This is a genomic window from Companilactobacillus pabuli (assembly GCF_014058425.1).
GTDB lineage: Bacteria > Bacillota > Bacilli > Lactobacillales > Lactobacillaceae > Companilactobacillus > Companilactobacillus pabuli.
In genome coordinates this window covers 1154192-1179671 of record NZ_CP049366.1, presented here as the reverse complement: position 1 = coordinate 1179671, position 25480 = coordinate 1154192, and the positions used below count along the sequence as shown (strand labels likewise).

General features: G+C 33.8%; 25 protein-coding genes and 1 pseudogene. 18 read left to right on the top strand and 8 right to left on the bottom strand.

What is annotated here, in order from left to right; translation table 11 throughout:
• Nucleotides 1-65 precede the first annotated feature (65 nt).
• Nucleotides 66-869, top strand: a complete 804-nt coding sequence (locus G6534_RS05650; RefSeq protein ID WP_059073901.1) for an aldo/keto reductase — start codon at nt 66-68, stop codon at nt 867-869.
• Between the two features lie 43 nt (nt 870-912).
• Here the strand turns inward: G6534_RS05650 and G6534_RS05645 are convergent, their stop codons facing one another.
• On the bottom strand, nt 913-1719 hold the full coding sequence (locus tag G6534_RS05645; protein ID WP_059073900.1) for a Cof-type HAD-IIB family hydrolase: 807 nt from the start codon (nt 1717-1719) through the stop codon (nt 913-915).
• A gap of 124 nt (nt 1720-1843) precedes the next feature.
• Nucleotides 1844-2278 (bottom strand): universal stress protein, encoded by a 435-nt coding sequence (locus G6534_RS05640; protein WP_059073899.1) that lies wholly within the window; start codon nt 2276-2278, stop codon nt 1844-1846.
• Nucleotides 2279-2414: 136 nt separating this feature from the next.
• Here G6534_RS05640 and G6534_RS05635 point away from each other — a divergent pair, with 136 nt between their 5' ends.
• The 4 genes from G6534_RS05635 (at nt 2415) to G6534_RS05620 (ending at nt 5607) form a co-directional block, all read left to right on the top strand.
• Nucleotides 2415-3239, top strand: coding sequence for a Cof-type HAD-IIB family hydrolase (locus G6534_RS05635; protein WP_182083240.1), 825 nt, complete (start codon nt 2415-2417; stop codon nt 3237-3239).
• A gap of 128 nt (nt 3240-3367) precedes the next feature.
• Nucleotides 3368-4189 carry a Cof-type HAD-IIB family hydrolase gene (locus G6534_RS05630; RefSeq protein ID WP_059073897.1) on the top strand — a complete coding sequence of 274 codons (822 nt, stop codon included), beginning with the start codon at nt 3368-3370 and terminating at the stop codon, nt 4187-4189.
• Between the two features lie 60 nt (nt 4190-4249).
• Nucleotides 4250-4741: a helix-turn-helix domain-containing protein gene (locus tag G6534_RS05625; protein WP_182083036.1), complete on the top strand. Its 492-nt coding sequence runs from the start codon at nt 4250-4252 to the stop codon at nt 4739-4741.
• Entirely contained in the window at nt 4684-5607 is a 924-nt protein-coding gene (locus G6534_RS05620) for an IS3 family transposase (protein ID WP_182083263.1), read from the top strand. Before G6534_RS05625 ends, G6534_RS05620 begins: the two co-directional genes overlap by 58 nt.
• Before the next feature lie 53 nt (nt 5608-5660).
• Here the strand turns inward: G6534_RS05620 and G6534_RS05615 are convergent, their stop codons facing one another.
• Nucleotides 5661-6239, bottom strand: coding sequence for a hypothetical protein (locus tag G6534_RS05615; protein WP_182083239.1), 579 nt, complete (start codon nt 6237-6239; stop codon nt 5661-5663).
• Between the two features lie 190 nt (nt 6240-6429).
• Here G6534_RS05615 and G6534_RS05610 point away from each other — a divergent pair, with 190 nt between their 5' ends.
• A complete protein-coding gene (locus G6534_RS05610) occupies nt 6430-7269 on the top strand; it encodes a helix-turn-helix domain-containing protein (protein WP_059073895.1) in 840 nt (279 codons plus the stop codon).
• Nucleotides 7270-7363: 94 nt separating this feature from the next.
• Nucleotides 7364-7747, top strand: a complete 384-nt coding sequence (locus G6534_RS05605; protein ID WP_059073894.1) for a VOC family protein — start codon at nt 7364-7366, stop codon at nt 7745-7747.
• Between the two features lie 20 nt (nt 7748-7767).
• On the opposite strand, the gene G6534_RS05600 is transcribed toward G6534_RS05605, so the two are convergent.
• The 3 genes from G6534_RS05600 to G6534_RS05590 form a co-directional block, all read right to left on the bottom strand.
• The gene (locus G6534_RS05600; protein ID WP_059073893.1) at nt 7768-8127 is read right to left on the bottom strand and encodes a hypothetical protein; all 360 of its coding nucleotides are present in this window, start codon (nt 8125-8127) and stop codon (nt 7768-7770) included.
• Between the two features lie 285 nt (nt 8128-8412).
• Entirely contained in the window at nt 8413-8802 is a 390-nt protein-coding gene (locus tag G6534_RS05595) for a hypothetical protein (RefSeq protein WP_059073892.1), read from the bottom strand.
• Nucleotides 8803-9006: 204 nt separating this feature from the next.
• Nucleotides 9007-9558 (bottom strand): hypothetical protein, encoded by a 552-nt coding sequence (locus tag G6534_RS05590; RefSeq protein ID WP_182083238.1) that lies wholly within the window; start codon nt 9556-9558, stop codon nt 9007-9009.
• 219 nt (nt 9559-9777) lie between these two features.
• Here G6534_RS05590 and G6534_RS05585 point away from each other — a divergent pair, with 219 nt between their 5' ends.
• The 9 genes and pseudogenes from G6534_RS05585 to G6534_RS05545 all read left to right on the top strand — a co-directional run bounded on the left by G6534_RS05585 (nt 9778) and on the right by G6534_RS05545 (nt 19894).
• Complete coding sequence (locus G6534_RS05585; protein ID WP_082666907.1) at nt 9778-11973, top strand: Tex family protein; 2196 nt, start codon at nt 9778-9780, stop codon at nt 11971-11973.
• Nucleotides 11974-12078: 105 nt separating this feature from the next.
• Nucleotides 12079-12762: pseudogene (locus tag G6534_RS05580) on the top strand (type 1 glutamine amidotransferase domain-containing protein).
• A 169-nt stretch (nt 12763-12931) separates the two neighbouring features.
• Complete coding sequence (locus G6534_RS05575; protein WP_059073890.1) at nt 12932-14524, top strand: collagen-binding domain-containing protein; 1593 nt, start codon at nt 12932-12934, stop codon at nt 14522-14524.
• Nucleotides 14525-15060: 536 nt separating this feature from the next.
• The gene (locus G6534_RS05570) at nt 15061-15867 is read left to right on the top strand and encodes a transporter substrate-binding domain-containing protein (protein WP_059073889.1); all 807 of its coding nucleotides are present in this window, start codon (nt 15061-15063) and stop codon (nt 15865-15867) included.
• 20 nt (nt 15868-15887) lie between these two features.
• Nucleotides 15888-16550 carry an amino acid ABC transporter permease gene (locus G6534_RS05565; protein ID WP_059073888.1) on the top strand — a complete coding sequence of 221 codons (663 nt, stop codon included), beginning with the start codon at nt 15888-15890 and terminating at the stop codon, nt 16548-16550.
• The gene (locus G6534_RS05560) at nt 16537-17271 is read left to right on the top strand and encodes an amino acid ABC transporter ATP-binding protein (protein WP_059073887.1); all 735 of its coding nucleotides are present in this window, start codon (nt 16537-16539) and stop codon (nt 17269-17271) included. Before G6534_RS05565 ends, G6534_RS05560 begins: the two co-directional genes overlap by 14 nt.
• A 38-nt stretch (nt 17272-17309) precedes the next feature.
• Nucleotides 17310-18032, top strand: coding sequence for a GntR family transcriptional regulator (locus tag G6534_RS05555; RefSeq protein ID WP_161936639.1), 723 nt, complete (start codon nt 17310-17312; stop codon nt 18030-18032).
• A gap of 16 nt (nt 18033-18048) precedes the next feature.
• Nucleotides 18049-18873 (top strand): PfkB family carbohydrate kinase, encoded by an 825-nt coding sequence (locus G6534_RS05550; RefSeq protein WP_059073885.1) that lies wholly within the window; start codon nt 18049-18051, stop codon nt 18871-18873.
• Between the two features lie 28 nt (nt 18874-18901).
• Nucleotides 18902-19894: an SIS domain-containing protein gene (locus G6534_RS05545; protein WP_059073884.1), complete on the top strand. Its 993-nt coding sequence runs from the start codon at nt 18902-18904 to the stop codon at nt 19892-19894.
• 52 nt (nt 19895-19946) lie between these two features.
• Here G6534_RS05545 and G6534_RS05540 read toward each other — a convergent pair whose 3' ends face one another.
• Nucleotides 19947-20888, bottom strand: coding sequence for an NAD(P)H-binding protein (locus G6534_RS05540; protein ID WP_059073883.1), 942 nt, complete (start codon nt 20886-20888; stop codon nt 19947-19949).
• Nucleotides 20889-21053: 165 nt separating this feature from the next.
• Nucleotides 21054-23810, bottom strand: a complete 2757-nt coding sequence (locus G6534_RS05535) for a cation-translocating P-type ATPase (RefSeq protein WP_059073882.1) — start codon at nt 23808-23810, stop codon at nt 21054-21056.
• 307 nt (nt 23811-24117) lie between these two features.
• On the opposite strand from G6534_RS05535, the gene G6534_RS05530 reads away from it, so the two are divergent.
• Nucleotides 24118-25083 (top strand): 2-hydroxyacid dehydrogenase family protein, encoded by a 966-nt coding sequence (locus tag G6534_RS05530; RefSeq protein ID WP_059073881.1) that lies wholly within the window; start codon nt 24118-24120, stop codon nt 25081-25083.
• Nucleotides 25084-25105: 22 nt separating this feature from the next.
• Entirely contained in the window at nt 25106-25411 is a 306-nt protein-coding gene (locus G6534_RS05525) for a hypothetical protein (protein ID WP_059073880.1), read from the top strand.
• Nucleotides 25412-25480: the final 69 nt, after the last annotated feature.

Genomic DNA, 25480 nt, shown 5'->3' with positions numbered 1-25480 from the left:
AATGTAAACGTGTTCTATTTAATTAAATTTATTGTAGAATGACTCAAGAGAATGGAGAAATTTGTATGCAATATAAAGAATTTAGTAATGGTGTATCAATTCCAATGTTAGGTTTTGGAACTTATGAAATTGATAACGCTGATGTTCCTGCTGCTATTCAAGGTGCTTTAGATGCTGGGTATCGCCATTTTGACTGTGCTCACATTTACGGTAATGAAGCAGCCATTGGTGAAGCTTTTAAGAAAGCAGATGTTAAAAGAGAAGATTTATTTATCACTTCAAAAGTTTGGAATGCCGATCAAGGATACGATAAGACTTTAAAGGCTTTTGAACAAACTTTGGCAGATCTTCAAATGGATTACTTGGATCTATACTTGATTCACTGGCCAAATGAAGACAACTTTGATTTGACACTAGATACTTGGAAAGCTATGGAAACACTTTATGAACAAGGTAAAGTTAAAGCTATTGGTGTTTCAAACTTCTCAGAGGACCAATTGAAGAAAGTCTTTGCAATGTGCAAAGTTAAGCCTATGGTCAACCAAATCGAACGTCATCCATACAAGGTTCAATCAGAATTGGGTAAATTTGATGAAGATAATGGTATTGTCAATGAAGGATATTCACCAATTGGACATGGTCATTTGATTCTAGAAGACGAAACTATCAATAAGATTGCGAAAAAACATCACAAAACTGCTGCTCAAGTAGTATTGCGTTGGCATATTGATACTGGCTTTGTAGTCTTTCCTAAATCATCTAAAGTTGCTCGTGTTAAAGAAAACTTTGACATTTTCGATTTCAATTTAGATGATGATGAAATTAAAGCTATCAGTGCTTTAGATCAAGACAAACATTTGAATTATTAATCAAAAAGAGAATTGAAGCTGTTAACTTCAATTCTCTTTTTTTTTAGACAAATTTTGCCAATGCTTTACCGACACCGTCATGATTATTATCAGTTGTAATGTAGTCACAGACAGCTTTTGTACCAACAGTGGCGTTTTTCATTGCAATACCTAATCCAACAGTTTCCAATAAAGGAATGTCATTGTCACGGTCACCAAAAGCAATAATGTCACTGAGACTTATATTTAGATGATTGGCAAGATGCTTTAGTGCAATTCCTTTATTGACATCGTTAGGAAAAATTTCTAAATAACCGATACCAGTTCTAACAACAAAGTAATCGCTAAACTCAGCTTTAATAAAATTAGTGATACGATTGATTTTTTCTTCATCACCATTAATCACAGCTTTAGTTATTTCAAAATTACTTGGCATTTCTTCGGGATTTCTAATGTGTAAACCGTCGCCATTTTCAAAGGCCATTGCAATGGTAAAAGGATCAATATCAGAATGGTTGCTAGTATAAACGTTGCCGTTCACATCAAAAACACAATAAGATAGCGAATTTTTATCAACAAAATCGACAAAATAATGATAAAAAATATTTGGTAGAGTATTTTGAAAGATTATATCACTATTGAGATTTTCGATAATAGCACCGCCGTTAGTGATCATATATTGATTCGTTCCATAAATACCAAGCTGTTGAGCATATTTGTACATGGCTTTGTGTGGACGACCAGAACAAAGGACAACCTTAATGTTTCTTTCCAAAGCTAGTCGAATTTGAGCCTTAGTTTGACTAGAAATAGTTTTGGCACTAGTTAATAAAGTATCATCAATATCGATGGCAATTAGTTTATACGTCATATCAAAACCCCTAACTATATTTTATTTAGCAATTATAGTTGGTGAGTAAGTTGTGGGATATTAAAAATCAGTAATTTTAATTTTTTTATTTGGATAAAATACTTTCTAAAAAAATCATTTTATGTTAATCAACAACTAATACTTGGCAAGGAGCATTTGTTTTTAAAAATTCAGCTATTGTACCTGAGTTTGCTTGTTGGTTGTTGCTTTTTCCATATTTTCCAATAATTAGTAAATCAATTTTTAACCCTCGGACTAGATAATTGGCAATAATTTTTTTAGGATCACCAATTCTTAAAAACGTGTCCTTAATGGGGTAGACTGTCATCATAAATTTTTGATTTAAATCATCACGAGCTTCTATCACTTCAGGATCATCCTCGTAATTGACCATTTGGAGGATGCCATCATCTTCATTTAAGTAATAATCTTCAACGACACGAGTCAAATATAGATTAGCTTTGAGCTTTTGAGCTAATTGGACAGCTTGATTGAAAGCACGATTGGCATTGAGTGAACCGTCGATAGCTACAAGAATATTTTTAATATTTGGAGTCATTTTTATCTCCTATTTAATAAAGTTCTAATAAATAAATTATATCTAATTATATAATAAAAATTACACTCGGTTTTATTTTTAGGGAATAGTTATCTATTTGTGATATGATATAAAGATGTTTTTAAGGAGGTAATTTATGACTATTAAGTTAGTAGCTTTTGACATGGACGGAACATTCCTCAATGATCAAAATACTTATAACCACCAACGCTTTGGAGAAATCCTACAAAAATTACGTGCAAAAGATATTCACGTAGCAGCTGCATCGGGCTCTCAATATCAGCGTTTACTCAATCAATTCGATGAATTTAATCAAGAAATGGACTTCGTTTCACAAAATGGTGCTGTCGTACATAGTGCCGGAGAACCATTGTTAGTTCAAGAAATTCCAGCAGATGCTGTCAAAAAGACTTTGGATGTAATTAATCATCAATTTGCACCAAGTGATATCGCCGAACATTTAGTTGTTGGCTACAAATCAGCTTATGTTGATGAAAATATTTCCAAAGCAGCGTTTGATATGACATATCGTTACTACAATCACTTGTTACGTGTACCAGATTTGGCCACGGCTACACCTCAACGTTTAGAGGATCAAATCACTAGTATTGGAGTAACCTTTGATTCTAAAGTTGATTTCGATGCCAAAATGAAGAGCTTACGTGAAATGTTGCCATCAGGTTTATCCAGTCAAACTTCTGGATACAATACTGAATTAATCAGTGAAGATACCGTCAATAAAGCTGCTGGTCTTCGTGAGCTTCAAGAAAAATACAATGTAGCTGATGATGAAATCATGACTTTTGGTGATAACGAGAACGATTTGCCAATGCTAAAAATTACTCCAAATAGTTATGCTATGCAAAATGCAGAACAAAAAATTAAGGATCAAGTTGCGCATGTGACTGATTCAAACAATGATGAGGGTGTCTTGAATGTCCTCGAGCAATTAGCTTCTTAATGAAAAGGTAATCCAGATAATGGGTTATCTTTTTTTAATACTATTTGACCAATTTTTGGAATCGGTTGCAATTATAATCCTTTTTCGATAAGGTGGAAAAGTAACCTTAATGTGAGAGGAATTTACTTATGTATAAAATGATTGTCTGTGATCTTGATGAAACTTTAATGAATGATGATGGTTCTTTGTCTGACAAGAACGCTGAAGCTATTCATGCTGCCACAAAAAAGGGTGTTTACTTTGTAGTTAATTCCGGTCGGAGTTATACTTCTTTTCAAAATGACCTCGAAAAAATGAATTTACGAGATAAACCAAAACAATATTCCATTTCTTACAATGGGGGATTGATTTTGGAAAATAAGGATAATCGTCCTATTGCTGTTAATGCGATGCCATTTGATGTAGCTAAGGCTGTTTTTAACGTTGGTGCAAAAAATAAGAATGCATCTACACACGTTTATACTCAAGATGTCCTTTATATTTATAATCCAATCAAAGAAGATACGGATTATTTAGAGAATCGTGGTGTATCTTTCAAAATAATGGAAAATGCTGATTTTGATCAATTTAAAGATATGAATGTGATGAAAGTTATCATGGCATTGCCAACTGTTGAGGACCGTAAAGCTATGAAAGCAGCTGTTGAATCACAAGTTGATGCATCTAAATTAACTGTTACTTTCTCATCTGGTCGTTATGTTGAATTTAATCCAGCTGGAATCGATAAGGGCAGTGCCTCAGTCCAGTTGGGTGAGATCCTAGGAATTAAACCAGAAGAAATAATTGCTGCTGGTGATAATAGTAATGATTTACCAATGTTAAAAGCTGTTGGTTTGCCAGTCAGTGTGGCTAATGGAATTGACATCGTCAAAGAAAATGCTAAGTATATAACAAAAGCTGATAATAATCATGATGCTTTAGCTGAAGTCATTAATAAGTTCGTTCTATAGAAAAAGTCTTTGAACTGAACCCCATAAGTTGGAGTAATCCAAACTTATGAGGTTCTTTTTATGTTTTCAAAAGAAATTAAAATTAAGGTAGTTCTTGATTATCTTTCAGGTAAAAGCTACACGTCTATCACTAGAAAGTACGGTATCAAAGGCTCCGCAACTATTTATCATTGGGTACGTTTGTTCAAAGAATTTGGAGTTGAAGGGCTCACCAACAATTACTCAAAGACTTTCTATGATTATTCGTTTAAAATCAAAGTAATAACTTGGCGAGTCGATCATAGAGCATCATATCCAGTAACTGCTAAAAGATATAAGATCCGTAATCCTACGACAATCTGGCAATGGGAACGAGATCTTGAATCGGGTCGCCTAAAACCAAATGATAGGCGGTCTGGGAAAATGACTGATAAAAAACCACGTACGGCAGAAGAACTTAAACATTTAGAAGAAGAGAATCGTCGGCTTAAGATACGGGTAGCTTACTTGGAAAAATTGCATGCCTTAACTCAGAAGAAGAAAAACTCTCAAATCAAGAAAAAGCACAAATAATAAATGAGTTAAGGCAAGAATTCAACGAACCCTTGGCAATCATATTAGAAGTCGTAAACATGTCCAGTAGTAGTTACCATTATTCACAGAGCCATTCTTACAAGTCATATCCAGAAGAGCTAGTGTCTGAAATCAAATCAATTCGTACAGAGTATAAAGACTATGGATATCGCAGTGTAACAATGGAACTTCATAACCGTGGGATCAAGGCCAATCATAAATTAGTTCTTAAAATAATGAACAAACACGGACTCCTTTGTCATGCCTTTGATAGAAAAACTAGAAAATATAATTCTTATAAAGGAAATGTTGGCAAAAGAGCCAAGAACAAACTAAACAGAAGGTTTATTACCGATAGACCCTTTCAGAAGATCACTACCGATGTTACTGAACTTCGCTGGGGTAATGGGACCACATCAGAAAGAGCATATTTTACGGCATTCATGGATATGTACAGTGATGAGGTCATCAGTTGGAATATAAGTCTTCATCCTAACGTCGAATTCGTTACAGATACATTGGATGCGTTGATTGAGAGATTACCAGAACTGCCTTACCGAATGACGATACATTCTGATCAAGGATTTCAGTATCAAAACTATGAGTATGTATCTAGACTAAAGAAAAATCGCATCATCCAAAGCATGAGTCGCAAAGCAACATGCTTGGATAATGCGATAATGGAAAGTTTCTTTCACATTTTAAAAGTAGGAACTGTACATAACAACGAGTACAGTTCATATGAACATTTGAAAGAGGAAATATCCAAATATATCTACTACTACAACAATAAACGAATAAAAGCAAAATTGGCCGGAAAGACCCCGGTAGAATACCGAAATCTTTCCGACCGACTTATTGCTTAAAATAAACTCCAATTAATGGGGTTCACTTCACTTGAGAAAACTCAAGGCTTTTTTTAGCGTAGATTCAAATTTGATTTGTTTTCTATTGTGATTTTACCGTCATCAAAGTTTTTAAGAACTTGATTCAATTTTTGGATAGTTAATTTTTTATTATACGCATAGTCTCTGGAGAAATCTAAAGTATAGATTTGACTAGAAATAGTAGTTATTTCAAGTGAGAAAGGATTCTTTGCCATTAAGAGTGCTGGTGTTAAAATTCCTAAGGCTGCACTGTAAGGAACAGCTAGAGGGATACCGTCATCATCAAGATGGCCGATTATTTTAATTGAAGCAATATCCTGTTTATTGATGACAGTCAACTTATTCTCGAATGGAAAAAACATCAGAAAGATGCGGTGTTTCAAGTTGGTCAAATCACTATAACGAAGGCTATTTTTATCGGCTTCCCAATATTGGAAAAGTACGGTCGAACTGTTGCAGTAATAAATGAAGAAGAAAAAGAGAAAAAGTCCTAACGCTACAGCGTAACTACTCCAATTATTAAAAATTCTAAAGATAGTAAAACCCACTAAACTGGCAAATAGACTGACCAACAAAGGTCTGTATGAAAGTTTCTTCCCAAATGTAATCATAATTAATTCCTCCCAATTAAATGAGATGCGCATCGATTAGTTAATTAACTTTGTTTACGACTTAATTATGGCAAGAACCCGCTATTAAAGCATGCACATCGTAGTTGCGTTTGGAAAAATTACCGTTATAACGCTGATTTTATTTAAAAAAAGTTTATTATTTAGGTAAGGGCTTACAGGGAGAAGAAAGATGGCATTAGCGGATAATATTATTAAGTATCGTAAGAAAAATGGAATGACACAAGAACAATTAGCCGAATCACTAATGATCTCACGACAATCTATTTCTAGATGGGAATTAGGTGAAAATCTACCTAGTATTGATAATCTGATTTCACTGAGTGGTTTATTGGATATTTCATTAGATGAGTTGATTACAGGTGAGCCGTATTTACATTTTCCATTTGATTTTGGACGTCCTAAGAGTAAGGCGGCGGCTGTGATTTTGATTATTATCGTTTTAATTCCTATACTGATGGGATTTATTGGCAATATTTGGATGTCTCTATTAATTGCAGTTATTTTATATATGATAGTTGTTTGGTTTTATCCTTATGATTATAAATGTTATTACAATTATTGGAGCTTAGAGAAAAGGGGAATTCGATATATTTCTGATAATCAAGAAGTATATAGTTCTTGGGATAATTTAATCATGCCAATCAAAGCACTACTAAAGATGCGAAAGACTAAGTTTATTCCTTATCAACAAATGAAAGAAATTGAGATTCATTTGCAGCTATTGGGTTATAATCCACGACATAGTAATTATTCACCAGGAACTTCACAATTAATGAATGAAAGTTTTACATTAAAAATTACGACTAAAGATGAACAGATCGTTTATTTGACATTAAAACCATATTACGTAAAAAAATCTAAAGAACGACAAATGTTGCCAACTATTTTGGAATTCTTGAAACGGAAGAATGTTGAATTCATTGATAAGCAAAATATCTGTGAATTATTGAAAAATAGTGACAAAAGTTTGACCGAACAATTATATGAATTACGTGATGGGCATAAATAAAAATATTGCTCAAAGCTTTATTGAATGATATATTAAACGCATGCTTAATTAATTAACTTAAATAAGCTTAATAAAGCCTTTGAGGAGCAATACAATGAAAATTGAACATGTCGGTTTATTCGTTAAAGACTTAGAAAATACCGTTTCATTTTACAAGAAATACTTTGGCGCTACGGCTTCAGAGAAATATCACAATCCTAAAACAACCTTCTCATCACGCTTTTTGACTTTCAGTGATGGAGCACGCTTGGAAGTATGTACTCGTGAAAATTTAAATACAGAAAAACTTACTGGTTATCCTTTAGGGTACATGCATCTTGCCATGTCCTTGGGATCAAAAGAAGCTGTTGACAAGGTCTCTGCACAAATTGAAGCAGACGGCTATACTCATTTGAGTGGACCAAGAGTAACTGGTGACGGTTATTACGAAAGCGTGGTATTGGATCCAGAAGGAAACCAAATTGAATTAACAATTTAAAAAAGAGATCGCCAAATTGGTTAGGCAATCTCTTTTTGGATAGAAGATCTAAATTGGTCAATTTGATTTTTATAATCTAAAAGTTTATGATAACGATTTTTTATATCATCATCTTCATTAGAATAGATTTCAAAACATTTATCAGAAAAATCTTTCAGTTGAGCTTTTCCAGTCTTTTGTTCATCCTTAGACAAAGTTTTGAAGATGGAATTGTCAGTCGTCAAATCAACGATTTTTTCATATAATTCATCGAATTGTATTTTTAAAGCTATTTCGTCATGCTTAATACTTGCCTTCACAAGTGCAGGTGGGAGAGCATAGGTAATTAACAGGTAGCCAATTATAGCGATTATTAAATAGTCGATGATAGTTAATGTCATTTTTTACCAACTTTCTCGGTGAGTTCTATATAATAGAGTATCAGTTTGTAAACTTTATTTGCAGGTTACTCTAAATAAAGTGTTTTACTGCGATAAAATTCAATTTTTGCCAGTCTCATTGCTTGTTTAAGTAAGGCTTTCTTTGAATCTAGGGGAAAATCTTTTTGATAAAAACCTCTTTCTTCAATCAAATATTGATTATCATGACAAATTAAAGTCAAGCTACGATCTTTCTTGAAAGTTAATATTTTTAAAGTTAAATCATCATTATTTTTAAACTGAGCTTTAATGATACTTTTTAGTTGAGTGATTTTTATCCTTTTCGTAATTTTTTTGAACCTCCTTGTCGAAACTTTTCTTTTGTAGATTGGTGCTCAAATAAAAGACAGAAGCAAGATGATCTTTTAAGCCAAAAGCCATTCGATAATTCTTTGAATCAAGATGAACCCTCATTTCAAAAGTTTGGTGGTTCTTATCCGTTCGAATTGGTTTGATTCTATAAAAATCATTATTTAGATTATTAGTTAATTTAGTTTCGATGATATTAATGTCTTTGGCGCAGTTCTGTTTTGAGAATGAATTTTTGATTGAATCCGAAATAATTACCCTGAACAATATTATCAATCCTTTGATATTTGATAATTTAACTTTCAAATAAGTTGGGTAGTTCGTCAAGTTATCTCAAGAACATTTTTATAAATGTTATATTTATATTCATAAGATATTAAGAGGGGAATCTAGATGGATATTTAGGAAAGATTATATTTAGCTGCGAAACCACTACCTTGAAAGAAATCTTTCCTAATTGGTGGGGTACGATCAAAACTAATCAAAAATAGCTAACAAACCTTAATTGGCTTGTTAGCTATTATTTTGTTTTTAAAAGCATTCTTGGGAAACTCGTTCAACTGCAAAATTTGATAGACTGTAAATTGCTTCATAAAGTTTTTCACCTAGTTCTGAAACAATCATTTGGTCTTTTTTCTTTGAACTATTATTAGGAATGTTAGCTAAAACTGGAATAAACTGATCTAAATCTTTATCTGATAAAAAATCATGTGCATCGAAGTGTGCAGCTAATGCAACCGTAAATGAAAATTTGGGATGAGATTCTCGTAATTTGTATAAATCTCTAGCGGCTGTTTTGTAATCCATTGAAGGATTTTGATTCAAACAGTGTCGCAAAAGATTGTCATATATGTCTCCGTAATGTAATAACCAGACCAAAAAATCGTGTGAAGTTACGTAATGAAGATCCATATGAATGTTTTTATAATTGTTTACTACATCGATAACGTTATTCCAATCGAGCCACGTTTGAAATGATTGATAATATTTTTCGATGTCTTGATTTTTACCATTGCCAATATGACTTAAACCAACAAAACTATCTAAATTTAGGCCGGCAATGTTTAATTCTTTGATATCCATTATTGACTCCATCTATTTAACTAAAATTGCTCACATAAAAAAACTAACCAGTTACGGTTAGCTATGCAGTAATTTGAGCTATTTGATATACAACTCTTTAAGTCTACTCATTTTTGGATATTAAGTCTAGTCCAAAATTAGCTGAGAAAAGATATCAAAAGAACAATAGAGTATAATTAAAAAGTATTTGATAATCGACGATGGAGGGATTGCACTACAATGGCAACTAAAGAAGCAGAAAGCAAAATGGTGGATTTGGCAAAACCAGTTCATCAACAATTGAATCAATATCGTGTTCAACAGATTCAAGCGGTTTTGAGTTTATTAGATGAAGGAAACACAGTTCCTTTTATCGCTCGTTATCGAAAAGAACGTACGGGAACATTGGACGAAGTGGCGATTCGAGAAATTGAAGATGAAACACATCGTTTGATGAAACTCAACCAAAGACGTCAAGATGTTTTAAAATTGATTCAGGAACAAGGTAAGTTAACTCCTGAACTCAAACAAAAACTAGAACAGGCAACAGTATTGCAACAAGTTGAGGATCTCTATCTTCCTTACAAGCAAAAACGTCGGACTAAGGCTACGATTGCCAAGGAAGCTGGCTTAGAGCCCTTAGCTAAATGGTTGTTAACTTTTCCAAATGGAAATTTAGATAAAAAGGCTCAAGAATTTATCGATGCCAAGAAAAATCTGCCAGATTTAGCAGCAGTTTGGGCTGGAGTACATGAAATATTAGCCGAAAACTTCAGTGAGCGAGCTGATTTCAGAGAATGGATCAGACAATATACTTGGCAAAATGGTGAATTGACTAGCAAATTAAAACGTGGTGCTAAGGAAAAAGACAAACAAGCAGTTTATGAAACTTATTACGACTTCCAACAAAAATTAAAACAAGTTCCACCTTATCGAATCCTCGCCATCAACCGTGGTGAAAAGGAAAAGATTTTGACCGTAGGAATTGCTATCGATGCAACACAGATCTTACGTCACGGACATTCTAAACTAGTTGGCCGTAATCGTGGGTTAGCGGTTGAAAAAATCGATACAGCTTTTGAGGATTCTTACAAGCGTTTCTTAGGACCGGCTATCGAGCGTGAATTACGTCGCCAATTGTCAGAAAAAGCTGATAATCATGCTATTCAAGTCTTTGGTAATAACTTGTATCACCTCCTGATGCAAGCACCTTTGAAGGGTAAGGTTGTAATGGGCTTTGACCCTGCTTATCGGACAGGATGTAAATTAGCAATTATCGATGCTAATGGTCGTTTCCTAACTAAGCAAGTGATTTATCCTCACAAGCCAGCTAGTGAAAAACAACGTGCAGCGGCAGCACCTGAGTTTAAAAAGCTGTTAGAAAAGTATCACGTTCAGATGATTGCCATTGGAAATGGTACTGCTAGTCGTGAATCAGAAGAATTTGTCAGTGGAATTTTAAAGACTATCAAGCAATCAATTTATTACGTCATCGTCAATGAAGCAGGAGCCTCGGTTTATTCTGCCAGTGCTAATGCTAGAGCTGAGTTTGCTGATTTGCACGTTGAAGAACGTTCCGCAATTAGTATTGGTCGTCGTTTGCAAGATCCATTGGCCGAATTGATTAAGGTTGATCCTAAAGCAATCGGTGTCGGTCAATATCAACACGATGTTCCTGAAAAAGCTCTAGATGAACAATTAGATCGAGTTGTTGAAACAGCGGTTAACCAAGTTGGGGTTAACGTTAATACGGCCAGCCCAGAATTATTGACGCATATTTCAGGTTTGACAGCGACAACAGCCAAAAATATCGTCAAATTCAGAAATGAAAATGGTTCATTTACCGACAGACAATCATTAAAATCAGTTCCACGTTTAGGCCCTAAAGCTTATCAACAAGCAGTCGGTTTCCTAAGAATTATCGGTGGAAGTGATCCGTTGGACAATACTGATATTCATCCGGAAAGTTATTCTGCTACTAGAGAATTGTTGAAGAGTATTGATGAAACACCACAAGCGGTGGGAACTCCGAAATTGCAACAACAATTAAGTCAGTTGAATCAGGAAAAGTCGGCTCAACAGTTAAATATCGGTGTTGCTACTTTGACTGATATTATCGCCGGTTTGAGTAAACCTGGTCGTGATTTGCGTGACAGTATGCCAGCACCACTGCTTCGTCAAGATGTTTTAACGATGGCTGATTTGAAACCAGGGATGGAACTTCAAGGTACAGTTCGTAATGTAATTGACTTTGGAGCTTTTGTTGATATTGGTGTTAAGCAAGACGGTTTAGTGCACATTTCTCAATTATCCGACCATTTTGTCAGTGATCCTAGTACCGTTGTGACAATTGGTGATATTGTGACAGTTTGGGTTTTGAGTGTGGATGAGAATCGTAATCGAATTCAATTAACAATGAAAAAGCCAGGTAAATAAGATTTTTTAAATCATAAGTGGGTAATATAAGTTAAAATGTTTGCTTTAATTTTTTATCTCCAATATAGTTATCAACATCACTTACAAGTGTTACGGAGGCATTTAATGACAAAAGCATTGATCGTAGTAACTAATACTGCAAAATTTCCAACTATTAATCGAGCAACAGGTTTATGGTTGAGTGAAGCAACTCATTTCAACAAAGTAATGAAGGATAATAATATCGATGTCGATTACGTTAGTCCTAACGGCGGATACGTTCCTATCGATCCTGGTAGTTTAGCACCTGATTCCATGGATGAAACTAACTGGAGTTTCTATAATGAAGAGAAATATCGTGACCAAGTTTTAGGCCAATCACTTTCAGCAAAACAAGTTGATCCTAAAGATTATGACATTATTTACTTCGCTGGTGGTCATGGTGTTATGTGGGACTTCCCAGAAAACAAGGCCTTAGGTGAAATTGCTAAAACTATTTACGACCGTGGTGGTATTGTTTCAGCAGTCTGTCACGGAGTAGTTGGTTTGCTTTCAATCAAAGACGAAAAAGGCAATTCTTGGATCAATGGTAAGAATCTGACTGGTTTTACTAATGAGTAAGAGGAAATCAATAAATTAACTGATGCTGTTCCATTCTTAACTGAGGAAGCTTTGAAGAATGCTGGTGCTAATCACACTAAAACGGCAGCTTATACAGAAAATGTTGTTACTGATGGACGTTTGGTCACTGGTCAAAATCCTCAATCGGCTCGTGGAGTTGGGGAAGCAGTTATTAAATTACTTGCTTAATAAAGTTAATAAATTAGAGTTGGATTTTTAAAATCCGACTCTTTTTTTGTGCCAAATGGTATTTTTATCCAAAAATAATAAAAATATTTTTCAAAAAATGGTTTGAACTTATGGTTTCTATAAGATAATATTAATATCAAGAAATCGATAAGGGAGTAATAAACTATTAATGAAAATGAAGAAGGCGAATATTTTATCATGTGTTGCAATTAGTGCAATTGTATTATCAGGGATGGGAATCACAAATGTGAAAGCTAGTGATAATACAACAGTATCAATTGAAAAGGTAGTAGAGAAGTCACTCAATCCAGAAGTTCAAAATGGTGGGAAAGTTAGTGATGACTTCCAAGATGTATCAAAGAATAATTTGGGATACGCTTCTAAATTCCATATCTTTGCTAAAGAAGCAACTTTAAATGCACATACAAATGGAAACCTTGCGGTTGGATCTTTATTCGGGAATGTTAACTTTGGGACAAACATTACGGATGAAAAATTATTAGATAAAGATATTTCTTATGTTCAAGAAGTAAAAAATATGTCAGAAAGCTCATTCGTTAGTTCCAACGATCACCGGACAAATAAAGTAGTTTTTGGTGAAGTAAACGATGTTGAATTGGGCAAAGACAATGCTTCTCCTTTAGTTAATGAGACACCAATCAATCACTTACTTAATAATGAAATTTTCCAAGATAAGGATTCAAATGAATATCTTGATTTTGATCAAGAGTTTGCTAAATTAGAAAATAAGTCAGGAAGTCTAGCATCAACAAATTCTAAGACAATTACTAATGCTGATTTTCCAGACCAAAACCAACGAGTAATCGACCTCAGTGATTTTGAAGCCGACGCTAACAATCAAATCGTGATTAATTTGGATCCAGAAGTTTTGAATGCTAGTACACCTTTAACAATTTCAGGACTATCAGCTGACAAAGGTGGTACTTCAATTATCATCAACGTTGACACAAAGGGACAAAATCCTTATGCAATGAATTCTCAAATTAAGTTAAGATTCAATAACGGCGAAGAAAATCCTATCGAACGACCAAATCAAGAAACAGAGTATTTCGATGACAATCATTTACTCTGGAACTTCTATGATAGTTCAGCAGGTAACAAGCAATTTGACGGTATTATTGAAATGAATAATACTTTCCAAGGTAGCGTGTTAGCTCCAGACGCTACAATCAATATTCATCACAATTTGGATGGCAATATCGTAGCTGAAAAAGTGAATGTTGTTGGTGGCGAAACTCACAGATGGGATTTGCAAGATAACAATAATATCGTGACTGTTCCTGAAGAACCAGGCGAACCAGATGAGAACAATGAGGGTAAAGAATTAGTTGATCCTGGTTTTACAATTGATCCAACACCAACAAGTCCAGAACCAAAACCAAGTCCAGAAAATCCTGATGGAAATGTGGATGAAGAAGACAAAGAAGAAGATGATGATCAAGAAATCATTATCAATGGTGGTTCAGAAAGCGACTTAGATGGTAATGGTGGTTTGGATTTAACTGGCAAAGAAGTTAGCAATCAAAATCCTAATAATAGTAGTGAAGAAAAAACATTGTCTTCAATAAATGAAGGTAGTGGCTTGGTTCCATTAACTAATTCGGCTCAATCAACTGATACAAGTTCAGTAAGTGGATTAAGCAGATTGCCACAAGCTGGTGCTACTAGTGGTATTTTGTTGACAATTATTGGTGTGATTATGTTGGGATTAGGTATTATAGTTAAGAGAGTAAGATCATAAATATATGATTACATCTAAAAAGATCTAAGAATTGTTTTCTAGTTGAAAATTCATTCCTAGGTCTTTTTTTATTAGATTTGAATTAATTAAATGTGATTTTATTTAAATGAACATTGAAATCATTAAAATGAAGTGCTAGGATATCCATAATAAATAAAGGAGGTTGTCGGTGTTATGGATAAAATCATTGTTGTAAACAGTACATTGGCAATCTTGGCCGTCATTTTGATTTGAAAAAGGACTTAGACTATAAAATGTCAAGCCCTTTTTTCCGTTCGAATGAGGGCTTGAGAAGTAGGCCCCATCCTAACGGATGAGACCTATTTTTTTATCGATTTTTAGTATATTTGAAATTAGAAAAAAATTAATTTTGAATAGGCTTTATTTAAACTCGGCTTGTTTTCGTCTTTTAAAACCATTGGTGTAAAAGGACTTGAGACAATTTGAGAAAACCTATTGACATTAAAAAAATCTAATAATATAATTCAATTCATAAATAACGTTATATAACGTTATGCTAAAGAAGGGGTGATTTTATGAGAAAAAAATTTTTTTATTTGATGATGTTAGCTTTTTCTTTGATTTTGATCTTAATGGGATGTGGAAATAAAAGTAATGATGCATCTTCATTGGATAAGATTCAACATAAAGGGGTTCTTACAGTTGGAATGATTAGCTCCAATCCACCTTATGAATATCAAGTCAACAAAGGTGGCGAACAGAGTATGAAAGGGTCAGATGTAAAGCTGATAAAGAAAATTGCTTCTAAATTGGGAGTTAAATATAAGATAAAAACCATGGATATGGATGGGTTATTACCGGCTTTACAGTCTGGGAAGGTTGATGTGCTGGTTACTTCTTTAAGCCCTACTCCAGAAAGAAAAAAGGGTGCAACTTTTTCTAAAGTATATTTCAGAAGTACCAATACTTTAGTTATAAGAAAGGCAGATAAGTCAAAATATTATAACAATATTAATCGGTTAGATAATAAGAAGATTGCAGTGGTAAATAATTCTACTCAACAACCTATGATTGAAAAAAGTTTTCCAAATGCATCATTAACGAAATTATCTAAGGTTACTGATTTAGCATTAGCCTTAAATAACAACAAAGTAGATGCTTTTTCTATTGACATACCAACAGCTACTATTCTACTTCGACAAAATCCTAATTTGATGATGACAAATTGGCATCATAAAGATTCTAGCCTCGGAGCTGCAGTAGCAATGCCAAAAGGTGCTTCCAAAGATTTAGTAAATAAAGTTAATGAAGTTGTAAAATCTAACAAAACTAATTATGAAAAATGGGTTCAAGATTCTGCAGAGAAAGTTCCGACTGATTAAAGATTAATGAGGTGACAAAGATGGGCAATTATTCATTTCTTACCAATTATTGGCAATTATTTATTAAAGGAGTAGTGGTAACCGTCGAACTAGCGATTATTTCGATAATTCTGGGTTTGATATTAGGGATAATTTTAGCTGTGATGAAACGTTCAAGTATTTTTATTGTTTCTTTATTGGCTAAAGCATATATCGGATTTATTAGAGATACGCCGTTATTGATTCAAATATATATTGTTTATATTGGATTACCAATAATTACAGGGCTTCAGATTCCAGACTTTGCTACTGGCGTTGTATGTTTGACACTATATTCTGCTGCTTATATTGCAGAAATCATTAGATCAGGTATTGAGTCTTTGCCCATTGGACAATCAGAGGCAGCTTTAAGTCTGGGAATGTCAAAATGGCAAGCAATGAAAGACATTATTTTACCTCAAGCAATTAAGAACATTTTGCCAGCTTTGGGAAATCAATTTATTGGTAATGTTAAAGATTCCTCATTGGTTTCAGTTTTAGGTATTGCTGATTTAATGTTTCAAGCACAAACAGTAAGAGGTTCAACTGCTTTAGGATTAGAACCAATGATTGTTGCCTCATTATTATATTTAGTCTTAACTTGGAGTCTGAACAGACTTCTAGCAAATGTAGAAAAGAGGTTGAAGGTTAGTGATAGAACTTAAAAATTTAAATAAAGCATATGGTAACAATAATGTTTTAAAACATATCAATTTAAAAATTGATGATGGTGAAGTTGTTGTAATTATTGGACCATCGGGTTCCGGGAAAAGTACTTTATTACGTTGCATGAATTTACTGGAACAACCAACAAGTGGCGAAGTAAAAATTAATGGTCAAAAGGTCTCTGGTAAGGTTAAACCAGAATTAATTAGAGAAACTAGACAAAACGTGGGTATGGTCTTTCAACACTTCAATCTTTTTCCTCACTATACTGTCTTGAATAATATTATTCATGCGCCAATGATTGTGAAAAAGCAGAATAAAGATGAGGCAATCAAACACGCCAAACAATTACTAAAAGAAGTTTCATTAGAAAACAAAATAAATGCTTTTCCGTCTTCTCTTTCAGGAGGGCAAGAACAGCGAATTGCTATTGCACGTGCTTTAGCAATGAATCCTAATACCCTTTTATTTGATGAGCCAACTTCAGCACTTGATCCAGAGATGGTTGAAGAGGTTCTGGAAGTTATGAAAAAACTTGCTAAAACTGGAATGACAATGGTTGTTGTAACTCATGAAATGGGTTTTGCAAAACAAGTAGGGGATAGAGTTGTTTTTGTTGATAATGGTCAGATTTTAGAAGACGATACTCCGGAAAAAATCTTTAATGCACCTAACAATCCTAGAACTCAAGATTTTATTTCTAAAATTTTGTATACTTAATTGGAAATATTATTAAAGGATATCTTATGGTGAATATAATGATAAAAAAAGAAAGTGTTATTCCGTTATATGAACAAATAAAAAATGAAATTATTAAACAGATTTCAGAAGGGACTTATGAGCCCGGAAGTAAACTTCCTTCAGAACATGAACTAGAGGATGAATTTAATACTAGTAGAATTACTATTCGAAGAGCAATTGATGAGTTAGCTAAGGACAATTATTTAACTAAAAAGCAAGGAAAAGGAACTTTTATTAATGCACATAAAGTGCAAAGAAACTTATTGAATTTAAATAGTTATACTAATTTTATGTTAGAAAATAATTCAAAACCTTCTCGCAAAGTAATTGAAATTAGCTATGAGAATGCAACTATTAAAGTAAGAAGTAACCTACATACTAGTGAAGAGTCTAAAATTTTAAAAGTTCAGAGAATAATGCACTTTGAAAAAAACAATGACGGACTTGAGATTGGATTTTATCCAACGGAGATATTTCCTGATTTGGATAAAAAAATAACTAGTGATGTTTCAATCAGTAATTTGTTAAAGGATACATATCATGTTAGCCAAGGTCATAGTCATCAACAAATAAACCTTACATTCGCAACTAGTGATATGGCAAAAAAATTAAACGTGGTTTTAGGTTCTCCATTATTTCAACTAGAAAGAACAGTGTATGATACTGAAAATCAACCAATCTATTTTGCTGTTATGTATTATGACCCTAATAAAGTAAGCTTTATAGTCGATTCAAAATAGGGGAGGTATGTATTTAATGAAAGTTATTGGTGTTGGAGACAATGTTGTCGATATGTATTTAGATCAAGGAAAAATGTATCTCGGAGGAAATGCATTAAATTTTTCAAATTTTGCACGAGAATTAGGAGTAAAATCTTCTTTTATTGGTAACTTTGGTACTGATGAAATCGCCAATTATGCAAAAAGAGCATTAAATAAATTGAATATAGATATCTCACATAGCCACACGTTAAACGGAGAAAATGGGCGATCAAGAGTGGCATTGAAGAACCACGATAGAGTCTTCATTGATAGCAATAATGGTGGGGTATTGAAACAAGGCCTGAACATGACCTCACGGGATATTGATTATATCAATCAGTTTGATATTGTTCATTTCAATATTAACGGTAATGCTAATCAATATTTGACGAATATTAAAGGACCAACCCTCATTTATGATTTTTCCGATTTATATGAAATCAATGATATTAAGAGAATTGCTCAATATATAGATATTGCTTGTTTTTCGGTTGGCTCAATGTCTGATCAAAATATCTCTAAGATGGTTAAAGAAATTAATTCTTTTGGTATTATGGATATTTTAATCACGCGTGGATCATATGGTGCGTACTTCTTTCACGACTCTAAAAGGTATATTCAAAAGCCCGTTAAGGTCACTGTCGTGGATACAATGGGAGCTGGTGATGCATTCATCACGAGTTTTGTAATAAAGTATAAGGAAACAGATTGTATTGAAGAATCGTTAAAATTTGCTGCTGAATACGCATCTCAACAAGTACAACGACATGGTTCTTTTAATAATCCGGAAAAAATCCCAAGTAAGTATAACGTTATATAACATAATATAAAATGGAGGCAAATTAATTATGGTTAGTTACACAACACAAAATAATTTAAAGGAAATTGTTTCTAATATTTTAAAAAAGCAATCTGATTTAAAAAGTATTTTCTTTGTTGGATGTGGTGCTTCTTTGTCAGAATTATATGGAGCGGCATATTTTTTAAAACAAAATGCCCTTAACCTCCATGTTGAATGGATCCAAGCAAATGAATTCAATTATTCACATCCTAAATTAGCTAATAAAACTGCTGCTGTCATTGTTGCTTCACTTAGTGGTGAGACTAAAGAATCGGTTCATGCTGTTAAAAAAGCTGAATCTTTAGGGTGTCATACTATTGCATTAACTCATGTTCCAGAATCTAGTCTTACAAAAGATGCCGATTATACGGTGGTTCATTCTTTCTTTGAAGACTATGCATCAAAAGCTGCTAAGCAAAAGAATGCTTTAGGGCTTGCTGTTGAATTTCTACAGCAAGTGGAAGGATTCGATTTATACAGTAAAATGAAACAAGGACTTGACGTAGTAGATGATATTACCAACTTTGCAGCAGATAGTGTTAAAAAAGAAGCTATTGAATTTGGAAAAAAGTATAAAGATGAATCCACGATATATACATTAGCAAGCGGAGCAAATTATGGAGTTGGATATTCTACAGCTAACTTTATTTTTATGGAAATGCAATGGATTTCTAGTCCAATTCTAGATAGTGGGGAGTACTTCCATGGACCATTTGAATTAACGGTAAAAGATGCACCATATTTGTTGTTCATGTCCGATGGTAAAACCCGTCATTTGGATGCCAGGGCACTAGAGTTTTTCCAAAAATACAATGCAAAATATACTGTAATTGATGCTAAAGATTTTTGGTTAGATAGTAAAATGAGTTCGGAAATAGTCGATTATTTTGATCCGTTGGTATTAACAGGAGTTATGAGAGTCTATGCAGAAGAGCTTTCTAAGGCAAGAAAGCATCCACTTAGTAAAAGAAGGTATATGTGGAAACTAGAGAATTACTAAAAAAGTTCATTGACTTATTTTCTCAATTTAATAAGTCAATGAACTTTTTATATTACTTTTCTGTAGAATGACGATCTCCCAATAGAAAGTCATCTTTATTTTCAAACATATGTTTAATAGTGATTGGACTATGACCTGTTAGTTTACTAAAGTCACTAACAGGAACGTCTAAATATCCTTCTCTGACAGTGGTACCGAATGTTACCATTCCTTCAGAAGTTGCTTGAATAGGACTCTTTGAAAAGTCGCCATTAGTATCACGTGGGACACCAATACTATCAAAGTAATCGTATAATTCCTGATCAGTTTTTCTAACGTATTTAATATTGTTGCCAGTAGTTTCATTACCAATCTTTAAGAATTTATCATAAGTAAATGGTTCGATTCCGTTAATATTTAAAATAGCACGGTGTAATAAATCGTTATTCAAAGCACAAGCAGCACTTAAAGCAGCATCTCGTCTTGATATGAACCAAACTTTACCATCACCCATATTCTTTTCGATACTGTCCTCATTACCATTAACGGCACGCATATAATCTGAAATGAATGCTTCAGCAAACAAAGAATTGCGTAAGAAAATGTAGTCCAAATCTGTATTTTGAATAATAGACTCAGTATAACCATGGTCTGCATTTTCTACGCTTGGATTAAAAGGATTGCCAGCGGATAGTACTGAAGTATAAATTACTTGACCAACGTGTGCTTTGACACAGGCATTAACAACATTTTTGTGTGCTTGACGACGTTTTTTACCAACAAAGGGCATTGAAATTAATAGTACTTTATCTGCATTTTTATAAGCTGATACTAAAGTATCAGGATTATTAAAATCAGCTACGGCAGTTTTGATTCCTTGATCAGAATACTTCTTTAATTTATCCTCACGAGGAGCTGTAAATACTAAATATTCTTTTGGAATCAATTTTTGTACGTAATTTGCTACTAATGAACCAAAGTTTCCATCTATTCCATTAACTACTATTTTTTTCATAAAAACCTCCATTAAAATAATGTACACGATTTCATGTTAAGGAAAGATGTCTTTTTATGTCAAGATAATTATTTAATATTTAAATAGTTTTAAGAAAAATAACCTAAAATCAGTTTTGAGTAGAACAGAAATAGTCTACCAATTGCTAGTTCTAGGTTATTTTTATTAATGATTATATTTTCTTCTAGCAATAAGTTTTCTCAATTCTTCAATCAAAAAGATTGGAATAGGAACAATCACTAGAAAAATCCAGTCATTTATTTGCAAAGGAGCTGTATTGAAGACTTCTTGAATTCCAGGTGTATAGACGAGAATTGCCAACAGGATTACTTCGAAAACAATTCCGGCCCAAACACGATGGTTGTTGAAAATTCCTAATTTAAAGACTGAAGTATATTTGGTTTGACAATTTAATGCGGCCGCAATTTGACAGAAAATAATGGCGGCTAAAGTCATTGTGGTAGCACGATTATAAACGATTCCTGAACTCATGAGATCTTTCATTGGCCAACCATTTTGGTAGTTGACGAAAAAGTAAGCGATGGTAGAAACCAATGAGGCAATAGCACCATACCAAGCGAAAGCTGTTAAAATCAAATGCTTATTGAGCAAGTGAGAATTGTGAGCTCTTGGTTTTTGATTCATAATACCGGGCTCTGGTTGTTCAGAACCTAGTCCTAGAGCTGGTAACATATCGGTACCCAAGTCGACTGCTAAAATTTGCAAGACGGTCAATGGCAAAGGAATCAATCCACGACTAAGTAGGAAAAGTGCTGAGGGAATAGCTTCAGGGACATTTGAATTGAAAATGTACAACAAGAATTTTTGAATATTACTGTAAACAGTACGACCTTCCTCAATAGCTGCAACGATTGAAGCAAAATTATCGTCGGTCAAAATCATATTGGCAGCATCTTTTGCGACGTCGGTTCCAGTAACACCCATTGCGACCCCAATGTTAGCTTTCTTCAAAGCTGGAGCATCGTTGACACCATCACCAGTTGAAGCAACAATTTGACCCATTTCTTGTAAAGTAGAAACAATTTTATATTTTTGTTCGGGAGCAACTCTAGCAAAAATTACTTCACCTTGTAATGCTTGCTTTAAATCCTTTGAATTCATTTGATCTAATTCTGTTCCTGTAACAACACGGGCTTTGTCACTAGTAATACCAATTTTTACGGCAACAGATTTGGCGGTGATTTCACTGTCACCAGTTACCATAATGATTTTAATGCTGGCATCGTGGCATTTTTTAACGGCATCGTAAATTTCTGGACGAGGTGGATCAGCCATTACTGTTAAACCGAGAAAAATCAAATCGTTTTCCGTATTGTCAGCATTTAGATTATCGATTTGGCTTTTGTCCTTAAAATCAATTGTTTTGTATGTAATAGCTAATGAACGCAATCCTTTTGTAGCATAATTTTTATTAGCTTGATTGATTTTTTTAATATCGTCTGCGGTAATCGGTCTGATGTCACCGTTGATTTGAATTTTGGTGCATTGTTGTAGTAGTCCATCAAGTGAACCTTTTACAGCAACGAATAATTTATCTTTTGTCTGGTGAATAGTTGTCATTCTTTTACGATCAGAGTCGAAAGGCAATTCTTTTACTCTAGGCATTTGCTTTAATTCTTTACTTGTATCAAAGCCAGCTTTTTGAGCCATGATGACTAAAGCCGCCTCAGTTGGAGTTCCAAGAATTTTGGGCTTTTTTTCAGAAGATAATTCCACAGTCGTATCATTATTAAAGGTAGAAACTCTTAATAATTGAATTAAGGCAGGATCATCGTGATAATTTACAGCTTTATTTTCTTGTTTGAGTTGACCATTATTTATGTAGCCTTGGCCGGTGACAGTGTAAACATTGCCCATGAGCCAAATGTGATTAACGGTCATTTGATTTTGGGTCAAAGTACCAGTTTTATCTGAACAGATGACGCTAGTTTCTCCTAGAGTTTCGACACTATTTAAATCTTTTACTAAAGCATGTTTTTTAGCCATCCGTTGAACTGCTTGTGCTAAAGACAAAGTTACGGTTGGCAACAAACCTTCGGGAATAAAGGCTACTATCATGCCTAATGCAAAAACAAATGATTGCGCGATGGGATGGTGTACAAAAAGAATGGCAGCAACGAAGAAGACCAAACCAACGGCAATCGCAATCAAAGAAATTTGTTTAGTTAGACGATTTAACTCTTGTTGTAAAGGGCTAGCAGTTGTATTTTGTTTCTGAGTCAATGAAGCAATTTTGCCAAATTCGGTATTCATACCGGTTGCTAAAACTACTGCTTTGCCATCTCCAGAGCCAACAGTTGTTCCTGCATAAACTATATTGGATTCTGAAAATTTTCCTTCCCCGTTTTTGAATTTAACGGTTTTAGATTCTGGAACGGTTTCACCAGTCAAAGCAGATTGGTCGACTTGAATCGAGGTGGCCTCAAGCAATCTAGCATCGGCAGGGACTGAATTACCAGCTTGTAATTGAAACACATCACCGGGAACAATTTCCTTAGAATTTAGTTGTTCGATTTTGCCGTTGCGAAAAACTCTAGTATAAGTAGGTAACATTGCCATCAAGGAATCAGTAGCTTTTTGAGCTTTATGTTCTTGCCAAAAACTAAAGAGGCCGTTAATGATGTTAACTAACCAAATGGCGATTCCCAATTCAATTGATCCAGTCAAAATAGCAATTAGACCACTGACCCAAAGTAACATCGCCATGAGACTAGCAAAGTTCTTGAGAAAGGCTTTTAGTTGAGATTTCTGTTGGTTTCTGTGAATTGTATTAGGACCATACTTATTTTTCCGGTTGTCTGCTTCTATTTGACTAAGTCCATTTTTAGAAGTTTTTAAGTCTTGTAATAATTTATCCAAAGGTTCATTTGCATATGATGATTGCAATTGATTTTTCTTCATTTTTTCACCAGCTTTTTACGATTAATGAAAAATATAAATTATTCGTTTGATTTTCAAACTTTTCAACAATTCAATTATAGGTCTGTTAAAAAGAAATAGTTGATGGCGAATGCAAAAAAAAATCCAAAAAGTCAAAAAATATAATTAAAATATCCTAATAACGAATTATATATGTTAAATATACAGAATGTATTGAGAAAATGTTCAAATCTTTAAATCCAATGTAAATTGAAAATCAAAAACTTGTCAGAAAAAATATCAAGGCTCATACTTAAATAAAGCAGTTCAGATAGTGGAGGGATAAATGATGTCAAAGGTATTTATTGCGGGAAAAATTCCGGATAAAGCAGTTGCTTTAATGAAAGCAGCTAATTTAACAGTTGATATGTATACTGGTGATAAATTAATTAGTACAGAAACTTTAAAAGAAAACATAGTTGATAGTGATTTTCTAATTACACCACTTTCAACACAAGTTAATCGTGATGTACTAAATCATGCATCTAAGCTGAAATTAATTGCTAATTTTGGTGCTGGTACTAATAATATTGATATAAATTATGCAAAAAAATTAGGAATACCAGTGACGAATACGCCGATCGTATCAACTGTTTCAACGGCAGAGTCTACTGTTGGATTAATTATCGGATTGATGCATCGAATTGCTGAAGGTGACCATTTGATGAGAACGACCGGTTTTAATGGTTGGGCACCATTGTTTTTTCTAGGACATGAATTGCAAGGTAAAACTTTAGGAATCATTGGCTTAGGTCAAATTGGGCAAGCTGTTGCCAAGAGAATGCATGCCTTTGATATGCCGATTCTTTATACGCAACGCCATCGTCTACCAATTAGTCGTGAGGTGGAACTCGGTGCAAAATTCGTTTCTCAGGATGAACTTCTTGCTAATTCTGATGTTGTGAGTTTGCATTTGCCATTAAATGAACATACAAAACATTTATTAGGAGCAGATGAATTTAAACAAATGAAGTCGAGTGCAGTTTTGATCAATGCTGCTCGTGGCCCCATTATTGATGAGTCGGCTTTGACTGAAGCTTTAAAGCAACACATTATTGCTGGAGCAGCTTTAGACGTTTACGAACATGAACCTAAAGTGTCAGAAGAATTAAAGCAAATGAAAAATGTCTTGCTGACACCTCATTTAGGAAATGCTACTATTGAAGCTCGTGATGCGATGGCAGTGATTGTTGCAGAAAATGTAATAGCTGCAGCCAACGACCAACCAATTAAATATATTGTTAACAATATATAATATTAATATCAAGGAGAGAAAAATGTTTGCCAATTTAGTTAATGAAGAAAGAAAGACCTATAAAACCGTTAAGGTTGGTTATTCTTGGACGGAGATGTTTTTTGGCTTTTGGACACCTGTTTTTCGTGGTGATTTCAAGTGGGCCAGTGTCGTAGTTTTGGCAGAAATAATTTTTGGATCATTCACTTGGGGTGGTGGAGCCTTTTTAGTAACTTTTGTATTTGCTTTCTTTTATAACCGCCTTTACGTCAGTGACATGATTAAGCAAGGTTTTAAACCAGCTGATCAGAATTCTTTTAATGTTTTGAAAAGTTATAATTATATTTAAAAAGCAGCTTATCGATTTGAGTCGATAAGCTGCTTTCTTTTTAAAGAATAGGTGATAGTTCTGACGACT

Bases quoted from the DNA above. Each gene is read 5' to 3' on its own strand.
- G6534_RS05555 (WP_161936639.1), top strand. From the start codon at position 17,310: ATGATAAAAAAAGAAAGTGTTATTCCGTTATATGAACAAATAAAAAAT.
- G6534_RS05565 (WP_059073888.1), top strand. From the start codon at position 15,888: ATGGGCAATTATTCATTTCTTACCAATTATTGGCAATTATTTATTAAA.
- G6534_RS05630 (WP_059073897.1), top strand. From the start codon at position 3,368: ATGTATAAAATGATTGTCTGTGATCTTGATGAAACTTTAATGAATGAT.
- G6534_RS05540 (WP_059073883.1), bottom strand. From the start codon at position 20,888: ATGAAAAAAATAGTAGTTAATGGAATAGATGGAAACTTTGGTTCATTA.
- G6534_RS05590 (WP_182083238.1), bottom strand. From the start codon at position 9,558: ATGGATATCAAAGAATTAAACATTGCCGGCCTAAATTTAGATAGTTTT.
- G6534_RS05615 (WP_182083239.1), bottom strand. From the start codon at position 6,239: ATGATTACATTTGGGAAGAAACTTTCATACAGACCTTTGTTGGTCAGT.
- G6534_RS05525 (WP_059073880.1), top strand. From the start codon at position 25,106: ATGTTTGCCAATTTAGTTAATGAAGAAAGAAAGACCTATAAAACCGTT.
- G6534_RS05545 (WP_059073884.1), top strand. From the start codon at position 18,902: ATGGTTAGTTACACAACACAAAATAATTTAAAGGAAATTGTTTCTAAT.
- G6534_RS05600 (WP_059073893.1), bottom strand. From the start codon at position 8,127: ATGACATTAACTATCATCGACTATTTAATAATCGCTATAATTGGCTAC.
- G6534_RS05585 (WP_082666907.1), top strand. From the start codon at position 9,778: ATGGCAACTAAAGAAGCAGAAAGCAAAATGGTGGATTTGGCAAAACCA.
- G6534_RS05570 (WP_059073889.1), top strand. From the start codon at position 15,061: ATGAGAAAAAAATTTTTTTATTTGATGATGTTAGCTTTTTCTTTGATT.
- G6534_RS05640 (WP_059073899.1), bottom strand. From the start codon at position 2,278: ATGACTCCAAATATTAAAAATATTCTTGTAGCTATCGACGGTTCACTC.
- G6534_RS05635 (WP_182083240.1), top strand. From the start codon at position 2,415: ATGACTATTAAGTTAGTAGCTTTTGACATGGACGGAACATTCCTCAAT.
- G6534_RS05550 (WP_059073885.1), top strand. From the start codon at position 18,049: ATGAAAGTTATTGGTGTTGGAGACAATGTTGTCGATATGTATTTAGAT.
- G6534_RS05645 (WP_059073900.1), bottom strand. From the start codon at position 1,719: ATGACGTATAAACTAATTGCCATCGATATTGATGATACTTTATTAACT.
- G6534_RS05610 (WP_059073895.1), top strand. From the start codon at position 6,430: ATGGCATTAGCGGATAATATTATTAAGTATCGTAAGAAAAATGGAATG.
- G6534_RS05530 (WP_059073881.1), top strand. From the start codon at position 24,118: ATGTCAAAGGTATTTATTGCGGGAAAAATTCCGGATAAAGCAGTTGCT.
- G6534_RS05605 (WP_059073894.1), top strand. From the start codon at position 7,364: ATGAAAATTGAACATGTCGGTTTATTCGTTAAAGACTTAGAAAATACC.
- G6534_RS05625 (WP_182083036.1), top strand. From the start codon at position 4,250: ATGTTTTCAAAAGAAATTAAAATTAAGGTAGTTCTTGATTATCTTTCA.
- G6534_RS05575 (WP_059073890.1), top strand. From the start codon at position 12,932: ATGAAAATGAAGAAGGCGAATATTTTATCATGTGTTGCAATTAGTGCA.
- G6534_RS05650 (WP_059073901.1), top strand. From the start codon at position 66: ATGCAATATAAAGAATTTAGTAATGGTGTATCAATTCCAATGTTAGGT.
- G6534_RS05535 (WP_059073882.1), bottom strand. From the start codon at position 23,810: ATGAAGAAAAATCAATTGCAATCATCATATGCAAATGAACCTTTGGAT.